Here is a 13,444-nt window from a genome sequence, read left to right on the forward strand (position 1 = left end):
AGTCTTCTTTTTTGTTTACGGAACAAATTTGTGTAAACTAGCAGTGCTTAAGGAATGGTAGTGACTATATATTTTCTTTAATTATGGTAAAATAGTAAGAGAATAATGTGAGGAAAATGAATGTCAAGTAAGTTTGAAATTTTAATGAATCAACTAGGAATCTCTGATCAATTGAGACGGGATCCTGCTCTTGTTGATGCCAGAATTGAGCGTGTTGTGGTTCATAAAATTAGTAAGATTTGGGAATTTCATTTTGTATTTTCTAATATTTTACCGATTGAAATCTTTTTAGAGTTAAAGAAAGGGCTTGGTGAAGAATTTTCTAAGACAGGAAACCGAGCTGTTTTCGAAATCAAGGCTCTTTCTCAAGAATTCTCTAATGAACTCTTGCAGGCCTACTATAGAGAGGCTTTTTCTGAAGGTCCGTGGGCAAGTCAAGGGTTTAAATCTCTTTACCAGAACTTGCAAGTTCGTGCGGAAGGAAATCAACTCATTATTGAAGGTTCAGAGGCGATTGATAAGGAGCACTTTAAGAAGAATCATCTTCCTAATTTGGCAAAGCAACTCGAAAAGTTTGGTTTTCCAGCTTTTGTTTGTCAAATAGAAAAGAACGATGCTCTTACACAAGAGCAGGAGGAAGCATTCCATACGGAGAATGAACAGATTGTTCAAGCTGCCAATGAGGAAGCGCTCCGGGCTATGGAGCAACTGGAACAAATGGCTCCTCCTCCAGTAGAAGAGAAGCCAGCCTTTGATTTTCAGGCTAAAAAGGCTGCGGCCAAGCCTAAACTAGATAAGGCTGAAGTTACCCAGATGATTGACGTGACGACTGAGGAAAATCGCCTGGTCTTTGAAGGGGTCGTTTTTGATGTGGAGCATAAGGTGACCAGAACTGGTCGCGTTTTGATCAACTTTAAAATGACAGACTACACTTCAAGTTTTTCAATGCAAAAATGGGTTAAGAATGAAGAAGAAGCTCAGAAGTTTGACATCATTAAGAAGAATTCTTGGCTCCGAGTTCGTGGGAATGTGGAGATGAATAACTTCACACGTGATTTGACCATGAACGTCCAGGATGTGCAGGAAGTTGTTCACTATGAGCGGAAGGACTTGATGCCAGAAGGTGAGCGTCGGGTTGAGTTTCATGCCCATACAAATATGTCGACTATGGATGCTCTACCAGAGGTAGAGGAGATCGTTGCGACAGCTGCTAAGTGGGGGCACAAGGCGGTTGCCATCACGGACCATGGAAATGTTCAATCCTTCCCACATGGCTACAAGGCAGCTAAGAAAGCTGGAATCCAGCTGATCTATGGAATGGAAGCCAATATCGTGGAGGACCGTGTCCCTATCGTTTACAACGAAGTGAAGATGGGCTTGTCAGAAGCGACCTATGTGGTCTTTGACGTGGAGACGACGGGACTTTCAGCTATCTATAATGATTTGATTCAGGTTGCAGCCTCTAAGATGTATAAGGGAAATGTTATTGCCGAATTTGATGAATTTATCAATCCTGGGCATCCCTTGTCAGCCTTTACTACTGAGTTAACAGGTATTACAGATGATCATGTTAAAAATGCCAAACCACTGGAACAAGTTTTACAAGAATTCCAAGAGTTTTGCAAGGATACAGTTTTAGTTGCTCACAATGCCACCTTTGACGTTGGCTTTATGAATGCCAACTATGAGCGTCATGGTCTGCCTAAGATTAGCCAGCCAGTTATCGATACGCTGGAGTTTGCTAGAAACCTCTATCCGGAGTATAAACGCCATGGTTTGGGACCTTTGACTAAGCGTTTTGGTGTAGCACTTGAACACCACCACATGGCTAATTATGATGCGGAAGCTACTGGTCGTCTGCTTTTCATCTTTATCAAAGAGGTAGCAGAAAAACATGGTGTGACCGATCTGGCTAGACTCAATATTGATCTAATCAGTCCAGATTCTTATAAAAAAGCTCGGATTAAACATGCGACCATTTATGTCAAGAATCAAGTTGGTTTAAAAAATATTTTTAAGCTGGTTTCTTTGTCTAACACCAAGTATTTTGAAGGGGTGCCACGGATTCCGAGAACGGTTCTAGATGCCCATCGGGAGGGCTTGATTTTGGGGTCGGCTTGCTCCGAGGGTGAAGTTTTTGACGCAGTCGTTTCCCAAGGTGTGGACGCGGCGGTTGAAGTGGCCAAGTATTATGACTTTATCGAGGTCATGCCACCAGCTATCTATGCTCCCTTGATTGCCAAGGAGCAGGTCAAGGATATGGAGGAACTCCAGACTATTATCAAGAGTTTGATAGAGGTTGGGGACCGTCTTGGCAAGCCTGTTCTAGCTACGGGAAATGTCCACTATATCGAACCGGAAGAAGAGATTTACCGTGAAATTATTGTCCGTAGTTTGGGCCAAGGGGCTATGATTAACCGAACCATCGGTCATGGTGAACATGCCCAACCAGCACCGCTACCGAAGGCTCATTTTAGAACGACCAATGAAATGTTGGATGAATTTGCTTTCTTGGGAGAAGATTTAGCACGCAAATTAGTCATTGAAAACACCAATGCCTTGGCAGATATCTTTGAACCTGTTGAGGTTGTTAAGGGTGACTTGTACACACCTTTCATTGACAAGGCGGAAGAAACGGTCGCCGAGCTGACCTACAAGAAAGCTTTTGAGATTTATGGAAATCCGCTGCCAGATATTGTTGATTTGCGGATTGAAAAAGAATTGACTTCTATTCTGGGGAATGGATTTGCCGTGATTTATCTGGCATCGCAGATGCTGGTGCAACGTTCCAATGAACGGGGCTACTTGGTTGGTTCTCGTGGGTCTGTTGGGTCCAGTTTTGTTGCGACTATGATTGGGATTACGGAGGTTAATCCTCTCTCTCCACACTACGTCTGTGGTCAGTGTCAGTACAGCGAGTTTATCACCGATGGTTCTTATGGTTCAGGTTTTGATATGCCTAATAAGGACTGTCCAAACTGTGGCCACAAACTCAGCAAAAATGGACAGGATATTCCTTTCGAGACCTTCCTTGGTTTTGATGGAGATAAGGTTCCCGATATTGACTTGAACTTCTCGGGAGAAGACCAGCCTAGCGCCCACTTGGATGTGCGTGATATCTTTGGTGAGGAATATGCCTTCCGTGCAGGAACGGTTGGTACGGTGGCTGCCAAGACTGCCTATGGATTTGTCAAGGGCTACGAGAGAGACTATGGGAAGTTTTATCGTGATGCAGAGGTGGAACGCCTTGCTCAAGGTGCAGCTGGTGTCAAGCGCACAACGGGACAACACCCGGGGGGAATTGTTGTTATTCCTAACTACATGGATGTTTACGACTTTACGCCTGTTCAGTATCCAGCAGATGACGTGACGGCTGAATGGCAGACGACTCACTTTAACTTCCACGATATCGATGAGAACGTCCTCAAACTCGATGTGCTGGGACATGATGATCCGACCATGATTCGGAAACTGCAGGACTTGTCTGGGATTGATCCTAATGAAATTCCTATGGATGATGAAGGTGTCATGGCCCTCTTTTCTGGGACTGATGTGCTAGGTGTGACTCCTGAACAAATCGGAACGCCAACGGGTATGCTGGGGATTCCAGAATTTGGAACCAACTTTGTACGTGGGATGGTCGATGAAACGCATCCGACGACTTTTGCGGAGTTACTTCAGCTGTCTGGTCTATCCCACGGTACCGATGTGTGGTTGGGAAATGCCCAGGATTTGATCAAGCAAGGAATTGCGGACCTATCAACCGTTATCGGTTGTCGGGACGACATCATGGTTTACCTCATGCATGCGGGTCTTGAACCTAAGATGGCCTTTACCATCATGGAACGGGTACGTAAGGGCTTGTGGTTGAAGATCTCCGAAGAGGAGAGAAATGGCTATATCGAAGCCATGAAGGCCAATAAGGTGCCAGAGTGGTATATCGAGTCCTGTGGGAAAATCAAGTATATGTTCCCTAAGGCCCATGCGGCAGCCTACGTTATGATGGCCTTGCGTGTAGCCTACTTCAAGGTTCACCATCCGATTTATTATTACTGTGCTTACTTCTCTATCCGCGCCAAGGCCTTTGATATCAAGACCATGGGTGCGGGCTTGGATGCCATTAAGCGTAGAATGGAAGAAATCGCTGAAAAAAGGAAGAATAATGAAGCCTCTAATGTGGAAATTGACCTCTATACAACTCTTGAGATTGTCAATGAAATGTGGGAACGTGGCTTTAAGTTTGGCAAGTTAGATCTATACCGTAGTGATGCGACTGAATTCATCATTGATGGAGATACCCTCATCCCACCATTTGTAGCAATGGATGGTCTGGGAGAGAACGTTGCTAAGCAGTTGGTGCGTGCGCGTGAAGAGGGTGAGTTCCTCTCTAAGACAGAACTGCGCAAGCGTGGTGGACTTTCATCAACCTTGGTTGAAAAGATGGATGAAATGGGGATTCTTGGTAATATGCCAGAGGATAACCAGTTGAGTTTGTTTGATGAGTTATTTTAAGAATTAGAATGGAGAACATCTTTATGAAGCTTAGGATTTTTGCGGAAGATAAACCAGCTGAAAAGGTTTTTGACTATCAGCTAGAGCTGGCAGATGAAACAATTATCCTATCGACAGCGCTCTTGTCTGGTGCCATTGCTTTAGCAGGATTATTTTCTGCTCTGAAGGAAAAATAACAAAAGAAAAGGAAGAATAGAATGGTTTTACCAAATTTTAAAGAAAATCTAGAAAAATACGCTAAGCTTTTGGTTGCAAACGGTGTGAATGTGCAACCGGGTCACACTTTGGCTCTCTCTATCGATGTGGAGCAACGTGAGTTGGCTCACTTAATCGTCAAAGAAGCTTATGCACTTGGAGCACACGAAGTTATCGTTCAATGGGCAGATGACTTTGTAAATCGCGAGAAATTCCTCCACGCGCCAATGGAGCGTTTGGACAATGTACCAGAATACAAGATTGCTGAGATGAACTACCTCTTGGAAAACAAGGCTAGCCGTCTCGGTGTCCGTTCTTCTGACCCAGGTGCCTTGAACGGAGTGGATGCTGACAAGCTTTCAGCTTCTGCCAAAGCTATGGGACTTGCGATGAAGCCAATGCGTATCGCAACGCAATCCAACAAGGTTAGCTGGACTGTAGCAGCTGCAGCTGGACTTGAATGGGCTAAGAAAGTCTTTCCAAATGCTGCGAGCGATGAAGAAGCAGTGGATCTTCTTTGGGATCAAATCTTCAAAACTTGCCGAGTCTACGAAGAAGATCCAGTTAAGGCTTGGGAAGAACATGCAGCCATCCTCAAGAGCAAGGCAGAAATGCTCAATAAAGAACAATTCTCAGCCCTTCACTACACAGCGCCAGGGACAGATTTGACTCTTGGTTTGCCAAAGAACCACGTTTGGGAATCAGCTGGTGCTATCAATGCACAGGGAGAAGGATTCTTGCCAAATATGCCAACAGAAGAAGTCTTTACAGCGCCTGACTTCCGTCGTGCAGATGGCTATGTAACCTCTACAAAACCACTTAGCTACAACGGAAATATCATCGAAGGTATTAAAGTAACCTTCAAGGATGGTCAAATCGTAGACATTACTGCTGAAAAGGGTGATCAGGTCATGAAGGACCTTGTCTTTGAAAATGCGGGTGCACGTGCCTTGGGTGAATGTGCCTTGGTACCAGATCCAAGCCCAATTTCTCAGTCAGGGATTACCTTCTTTAACACCCTTTTTGATGAGAATGCTTCAAACCACTTGGCTATCGGTGCAGCCTATGCGACTAGCGTTGTTGGTGGTGCAGAGATGAGCGAAGAAGAGCTTGAAGCTGCTGGACTTAACCGTTCAGATGTTCACGTGGATTTTATGATTGGTTCGAATCAAATGGATATCGATGGTATCCGTGAGGATGGAACACGCGTACCACTCTTCCGTAATGGAGACTGGGCAATTTAAGGAGAAGCTATGCTTGGAAGTATGTTTGTTGGTCTCCTAGTGGGACTCTTGGCAGGTGCTTTAACCAATCGCGGAGAAAGCATGGGATGCTTTGGGAAAATGTTTCTCGGCTGGATTGGTGCTTCTTTGGGGCACCTGCTCTTTGGGACTTGGGGTCCAAACCTAGCGGGGATAGCTATTGTTCCAGCTGTTTTAGGTGCTATGGTTGTCTTAGCTATTTTCTGGAGACGAGGAAGTTAATTTCTTAAATCTGATACTCAATGAAAATCAAAGAGCAAACTAGGAAACTAGCCGCAGGCTACTCAAAGCACTGCTTTGCGGTTGTTGATAGAACTGACGAAGTCAGCTCAAAACACTGTTTTGAGGTTGCAGATGGACGTTGACGCGGTTTGAAGAGATTTTTGAAGAGTATGAAAAGAAAAGGAGGTTGGTCATTGTACCAGCCTCCTTTTGAGTATGATATAATTTCATAGTTTCGCAAAATTGGTAAGCTAGATAGTTTCTATATTTTTATCGAATTTCTCTATATAAATCTTCCATGCTTTATTTGATGAGCTCCTCATTACTCGCTATAGAGGAAGTGCCAAGTATTTTTTATAGATAATGCGAACAGATACTCTTTAAAAATGTGTTATAATATAATAACAAGGAGGTTTATATTATGATTGAAGCCATTAAAAATTACACTTATAAGTCGTTTAAAAATTATTCTACTCCAGAGAAGTTCTTCAAACAGAAAAATATACTGTTTGGCTATAATGGTAGGGGAAAGAGTTCACTGTCTAAAGGGATCGTTGAGGAATACTCTAAAAAAGATACCACGGAAGAGTCAATTCGATTTTTTAATAGAGACTATGTAAAAAATCGATTGTTATTAGATAATAGTGACTCTACTATTAGGGGAATTAAAGTTTCTTTTAGTAAAAAAGATGCAGATATCGCAAAAGAGATTGCAGAATTACAAAAACAAATAGAAGACGTTACGGAGCGAAAAAAGAAAAATACTCAAAACCGGCAGACTATTCGAGAAAAGATTGATAGTATTCACGATAATAAAAAAGGAACTGCAAATATCAATAAAAAGCAATCTAAACTTAAAGTTGAAGAAGTCATAGAACAATACTCGGCAGATTTAGAAAATGCACTAAAAGTGAACAATCGAGAGTATATTAAAAGGTTTATTGCTGACAGTGATGAGTTGGAAAAGGAAAAAGATAGAATAACAAGGACTCAACTTCCCGAACTGAAAATACAAGAGATTCTTGCTGATGATAAAGAATTTTTATTCGATGCTTTGTAAAAAAAATATATACTGACCAGTGACATACCGACTTCTGAGGTAATTAGATGGCTGGAGAAAGGTGTTTCGTTACATGATGAATCGGATACTATATGTAAGTTCTGTCATAATAATTTTAATCTTGAAGATGTAAAAGATTCTATTAGAAGATATAAAGAAGATTCTAAGCAGAAAGATATCTTTAGATTAGAAGCAATTAAGGAGTGTTTAGATAGTAATATAAAAAACATTGATAATGCTGAAAGAATTAAGGGGAATTTATCTGTTCTTGGATGTTCTAAAGAAGAGATAGATAAAATATTTAATTTTGATTATTTAGAATATACCACTCATCTTATGGAGGAAATTGAAAGAAAGATTCTAAATATGGATAAATCAATAAAAATAGAAGATTATATTTTAGAATTTGAAAAAGAAGTCAGTAAAAGATCCAAAGAAATTCAGGATATACATAAGAAAAAGTTAGACGAAATAAATACTTCAATCGGCAATATTGAAAGAATTACGAAGGGAACAATTGCAATTGCTATCGAAGAAGCCAATATTTCAGAAAAAATTAAAAATATTCAAAAAAATGAAGCAGAAATTGAGAAAATTGAAAATAGAAATAAGGAACTTTTAGGGGAAATACGAACTTTAGAAGAAAGCAAATCTGAATATATTGATTTTATGGATTTCTTAAACGAAGTGTTAAGTAGTTTAGGAATTCAGATTACATTAAGCTTAAAGGACAATAATTATTATTTGAGACATACCCTTGAAGATTGCGACCTAACAATTGATAATATCAGTGAGGGAGAGAAAAACCTTTTAGCATTATTGTATTTTTACTTTGAATTATACAGTGATAAAGAGCAGAAAAAATTTAAGCCTGAAATTAAACTTGTAGTAATAGATGATCCGATATCAAGTCTTGATGATTCTAATAAGTTCTATGTTTTAGAGATAGTTAAAAAGATACTGTCCGAAAATTTTCCTCAAATATTTTTACTTACTCATTCTTGGAATGATTTTTGTCAAATTACATATGGAATAAAAACTGCGGACACTAATTACGGAATTTTTGAAATATATAAAAATTCAAGTAACAATTTTTATAGCGAAATACGAACTTGTCAAGGGAATATTGCTCCGTATAAGAAATTATTTCAAGAAATCTATATATTGAAAGATAAATATACAGATGAATTGGAACAGTGCGAGATTTATCACGCGGCTAATAGTATGAGGCGTATTTTTGAAGAATTTTTAAACTTTAAAAAAACGAATCTTCTTCCACAAAAGTCTAATCAAGCCGAAATAGAATCTCTATACTATGAAGCTACAGGAAAAACATTAGGGAACAACAAGAAGCGTAAGCTGGGAGAGTTGCTTACTTTTATAAACGTCTTGTCACACCGACCAATTAGAGCGGATGAAATAGTGCAAAATAGTAAAACCTTAATGCAAATCATAGAGAGCATGGACAAAGTTCACTTTAATGAGATGAAAAAATGAGATGAAAAATTTTCTATGTAGTTTATAAAAATTAGTGGATAAAAACGTTGGTGACTGAGAATCATTGGCTTTAAGGGTGCATAGTTGGTTGGTCATTGTACCAGCCTCCTTTTGAGTATGATATAATAGTTTTATGAGATTAGATAAATTTTTAGTTGCATGCGCTGTGGGAAGTCGGACGGAGGTCAAAAACTTGCTCAAGGCTGGACGCGTGACGGTCAATGGCAAGAAAGAAAAATCAGCAAAATTGCAAATAAATGAAGAAAAAGACGAAATTCGCTTTGATGGTCAAGTGCTAGAGTACGAGGAGTTTGTCTACTACATGATGAACAAGCCCCAAGGAGTCATTTCAGCGACTGAGGATTCTAAACACAGAACAGTGTTGGACTTGTTGGATGATATTGCTCGGACCAAGGAAGTTTTTCCAGTAGGGCGCTTGGATATTGACACGCATGGCCTCCTGCTTTTGACCAATGACGGCCAGCTTGCCCATGCTCTTCTTTCACCAAAACGTCATGTGGATAAGACCTATTTGGCTCAAGTCGAGGGAATCATGAGCCAAGAAGACGTGGAGACATTTGCTAAGGGGATTCCGCTCAAGGACTTTACCTGCCAGCCAGCTAAACTGGAGTTTGTATCAGTAGATCCAAAAAAAAATCAAAGTCTGGTTCGTGTGACCATTGCTGAAGGGAAGTTCCATCAAGTCAAACGAATGGTGGCCTACTGTGGCAAGGAAGTGGTGAACCTACAACGTTTGACGATGGGAACTTTAGTTTTGGATGAGAACTTAGAACGAGGAGAATGGCGTCGTTTGACCAAGGAGGAGTTAGAAAATCTCCTTGCTAGTATTGCTTAATTGGGTTTATGTTAGAAAAGGTGAGGAGAATGTCCTTGCCTTTTTCGTTTTTCAGTTGCTTCCTTTGTGAAAAGAGTTATAATAGACAGTAGAATAAAAGGAGGAATCTATGAACGCGATTCAAGAATCATTTACAGATAAATTATTTGCTAACTATGAAGCAAATGTCAAATACCAAGCGATTGAAAATGCTGCCAGCCATAACGGAATTTTTGCAGCCCTGGAACGTCGCCAAAGCCATGTAGACAATACACCTGTTTTCTCATTGGATTTGACCAAGGACAAGGTTACTAACCAGAAAGCGTCTGGTCGTTGCTGGATGTTTGCAGCTCTCAACACCTTCCGCCACAAACTCATCTCTCAATACAAACTGGAAAACTTTGAGTTGTCACAAGCCCACACATTCTTCTGGGACAAGTACGAGAAATCCAACTGGTTTTTGGAGCAAGTGATTGCGACTGCAGACCAAGAATTGACGAGCCGTAAGGTTAGCTTCCTACTCCAAACTCCACAACAAGACGGTGGACAGTGGGATATGGTCGTTGCCCTCTTTGAGAAATACGGTGTCGTTCCCAAGTCTGTTTATCCTGAGTCTGTTTCATCTAGCAGTAGCCGTGAGCTCAATGCCATCCTCAACAAATTGCTTCGTCAAGATGCTCAAATCTTGCGTGACTTGCTCGCTTCTGGTGCAGACCAAGCGACTGTTCAAGCTAAGAAAGAAGACCTCTTGCAAGAAATCTTTAACTTCCTTGCTATGTCACTAGGACTTCCACCACGTAAATTTGACTTTGCTTATCGCGATAAGGATGATAACTACCAAAGCGAAAAGGGTATCACGCCACAAGAGTTTTACAAGAAATATGTCGACCTTCCTCTAGAAGATTATGTTTCTGTTATCAATGCTCCAACTGCTGACAAGCCTTACGGCAAATCTTACACAGTTGAGATGTTAGGAAATGTGGTTGGTAGCCGTGCAGTTCGCTACATCAACGTTCCAATGGAGCGCTTGAAAGAATTGGCGATTGCCCAAATGCAAACAGGTGAGACTGTTTGGTTTGGTTCAGATGTCGGTCAGCTCAGCAATCGTAAAGCTGGAATCCTTGCGACAGATGTTTATGACTTTGAGTCAAGCATGGATATTCAACTCACTCAAGACAAGGCTGGACGTTTGGACTACAGCGAAAGCTTGATGACCCACGCCATGGTCTTGACAGGTGTGGATTTGGATGAAAATGGCAAGTCAACCAAGTGGAAGGTTGAAAACTCATGGGGAGACAAGGTCGGTACAGATGGTTACTTCGTTGCCTCAGATGCTTGGATGGATGAATACACTTACCAAATCGTTGTCCGTAAAGAATTACTAACAGCAGAAGAACGAGCTGCTTATGAAGCAGAACCAATCGTACTTGCACCATGGGATCCAATGGGTGCCTTGGCAGAATAAAGTATAAAGAAAAGAGGTTAGGGAAATCCTAGCTTCTTTTTTAAGTCCTTCTTGAAGTGGCGATAGATGATGCTTGCCAAGGGAGTTCTTCCTATTTTGAGTCTTTAAGTGACAGAGAAAAAGATATGTGTTACTATAGTAGTACAAAAGGATATCGGAGTAGAAATGAAGTATTTAAGCAGTCAAGACATCAAGAATCGTCAACGAAACATCAGCGATATTAAACCCTATAAAACAACCAAGGAAATCGTCGTTTCAAATATCTTTACCTTCTTTAATGCCATGAACTTGGCTCTGGCAGTTCTGGTAGCCACAACCTTGCGATTTGAAAATATGCTCTTTTTAGGTGTGATTGCTATCAATACAGCCATTGGGATTTTCCAAGAAGTGCGTTCAAAAAATGCTTTGGAAAAGCTAAGTTTACTTGGTAAAAGTAAGTACAGAGTCAACCGAGATGGTCAAACGATCGAGATTGATCCGGAGGACATCGTTCTAGGGGAGTATCTGCATCTCAATCTGGGTGATCAGGTGCCTGTCGATGCAGAAGTTCTTGAAGGGAATATTGAAGTTGATGAGTCCTTGCTGACGGGTGAAAGTGATTCGGTCTTTAAAACAGTTGGTGACAAGCTGATGAGCGGAAGCAATGTCGTCAGCGGTACTTGTCTGGTTATGGCAACGGCTGTGGGTCCAGATAGCTATATTAACAAACTTGCAAAATCCAGCAAGGAATTCAAAAAATACCCTTCTCAACTGCGCGATTATATGGATAAGATTTTAAAAATCGTCTCCATCTTGCTGGTGCCAGTTGCCATTCTGCTTTATGTCAGAGGTTTTAGTCTAGGACGGACTTATGTTGAGATTGTTTTGGGAAGTTCAGGCGCCTTGGTCGGTATGATTCCAGAGGGCTTGATTCTCCTGGTTAGCGTTTCCCTAGCAGTAGCGACTATGAAGCTGGCCAAAAAGAAGGTTCTGGTGCAGGAACTATACTGTGTAGAGACCTTGGCGCGAGTAGATGTTCTTTGTTTTGATAAGACAGGAACTATCACGACGGGGAATATGAAGGTCCAAGAAATGGATGCTAATGTGGCAGAGAAACTATCTTCTTATCTGGCTTATTTCGAGGATGAAAATGCAACTTCCCGAGCTCTGAAGACTTACTTAACCTGTGAGAAAAAGTGGGAAGTTCAAGAAGTTGGTGCCTTTTCAAGTAAAAACAAGTATTCCTTTGTCCAAGTAAAAGACAGTGGGACCTATTTCTTCGGAGCCTATGAATTTCTAGGCTTTACCCAGCCGATGGATGCCTACTATGAGCATCTGAAACAGCAAGGTTTTCGAATCTTAACACTCGCTCATAGCAAGGACCAGATTACTAGTCCAGCTAATATGGAACTACTAGGCCACGTCGTTTTGTCAGATGAGATTAAGGACAATACCAAGGAAACCTTTGACTATTTCGAATCTCAAGGTGTTGAAGTGAAGATTATCAGTGGTGATAATCATGTGGCTGTATATGGGGTGGCTCGTAAGGCAGGTTTTAAGGAAGAAGCGCGGGCTATTGATATGACCAAGGTGAGCGATGATGACTTTGAAAGAGTGGTCTTGGAACACGAAATATTTGGACGTGTGACACCTGAACAGAAGCAAAAGATGGTATCTATTTTGCAAAATGCTGGTAAAACAGTTGCCATGAGTGGTGATGGAGTCAATGATGTTCTGGCTCTCAAGAAAGCAGATATTAGTTTTGCCATGAAGGGGGCTACGAGTGCAGCCAAAAGTGTATCCAATATTGTTTTTCTCACAGATGACTTTGCAGTATTTTATGATATCTTGATGGAAGGACGCCGGGTCATTAACAACATCCAAAAGGTAGCCTCTCTTTTTCTAACAAAGACCTTCTTCTCCATCGTTTTTGCCATTTTGAGTGTGGTATTTGGTTTGGAATTTGCCTTTATCCCCATTCAGTTTACAATCATTTCAGCCATTACGATTGGGATTCCATCCTTCTTCCTGACTTTTGAGTCCAATAAAGAAAAGGTCAGCACAAATTTTATGCGAGATATTTTGACCAATGCTGCGATTGGTGGAGGCATTCTGGTTGCTAGTGTTCTCCTGACGAACTTCTTTATCACTGTCCCAGGTCAGGTCAAATTTATTTGCTTCCTCCTTGCTTTGGTCAATGGTTTGTGTCTAGTTGCTAAGGTCAGTCTGCCATTTAATCGATACAAGTTGCTCTTGCTCACGTTTTTGAGCCTTGCCGCCCTTGTTGGCGTACTTGCCAACACCTTTATATTGCAAGGAGCGTATGTACCTTTAGAAACCACCCAAGTCGTCTATGTAGCCATCCTAGCAGTGGTGATTGGGGGCTTGCATTATCTGACTAGAAGAAAAAGTTGATA

At 41.2% G+C, this 13,444-nt stretch carries 7 protein-coding genes and 1 pseudogene; all 8 read left to right on the plus strand.

Annotation, left to right across the window (positions count from 1 at the left end; translation table 11 throughout):
* Window positions 1–120 precede the first annotated feature (120 nt).
* Complete coding sequence (locus A6J84_RS08810; protein ID WP_095726409.1) at window positions 121–4,512, plus strand: PolC-type DNA polymerase III; 4,392 nt, start codon at window positions 121–123, stop codon at window positions 4,510–4,512.
* Window positions 4,513–4,535: 23 nt separating this feature from the next.
* Window positions 4,536–4,688, plus strand: a complete 153-nt coding sequence (locus tag A6J84_RS08815; protein ID WP_000776617.1) for a hypothetical protein — start codon at window positions 4,536–4,538, stop codon at window positions 4,686–4,688.
* A gap of 21 nt (window positions 4,689–4,709) precedes the next feature.
* Entirely contained in the window at window positions 4,710–5,951 is a 1,242-nt protein-coding gene (locus A6J84_RS08820) for an aminopeptidase (RefSeq protein ID WP_095726410.1), read from the plus strand.
* A 9-nt stretch (window positions 5,952–5,960) separates the two neighbouring features.
* On the plus strand, window positions 5,961–6,191 hold the full coding sequence (locus A6J84_RS08825) for a GlsB/YeaQ/YmgE family stress response membrane protein (RefSeq protein ID WP_000901578.1): 231 nt from the start codon (window positions 5,961–5,963) through the stop codon (window positions 6,189–6,191).
* Window positions 6,192–6,612: 421 nt separating this feature from the next.
* Window positions 6,613–8,748 (plus strand): annotated as a pseudogene (locus A6J84_RS08835) (AAA family ATPase).
* Between the two features lie 133 nt (window positions 8,749–8,881).
* Complete coding sequence (locus A6J84_RS08840) at window positions 8,882–9,604, plus strand: pseudouridine synthase (RefSeq protein WP_095726414.1); 723 nt, start codon at window positions 8,882–8,884, stop codon at window positions 9,602–9,604.
* 109 nt (window positions 9,605–9,713) lie between these two features.
* A complete protein-coding gene (pepC, locus tag A6J84_RS08850; protein WP_095726415.1) occupies window positions 9,714–11,048 on the plus strand; it encodes an aminopeptidase C in 1,335 nt (444 codons plus the stop codon).
* Window positions 11,049–11,213: 165 nt separating this feature from the next.
* Window positions 11,214–13,442 (plus strand): HAD-IC family P-type ATPase, encoded by a 2,229-nt coding sequence (locus A6J84_RS08855; RefSeq protein WP_095726416.1) that lies wholly within the window; start codon window positions 11,214–11,216, stop codon window positions 13,440–13,442.
* Window positions 13,443–13,444: the final 2 nt, after the last annotated feature.

Origin of the sequence: Streptococcus sp. FDAARGOS_256, from assembly GCF_002289235.2 — a bacterium.
GTDB lineage: Bacteria > Bacillota > Bacilli > Lactobacillales > Streptococcaceae > Streptococcus.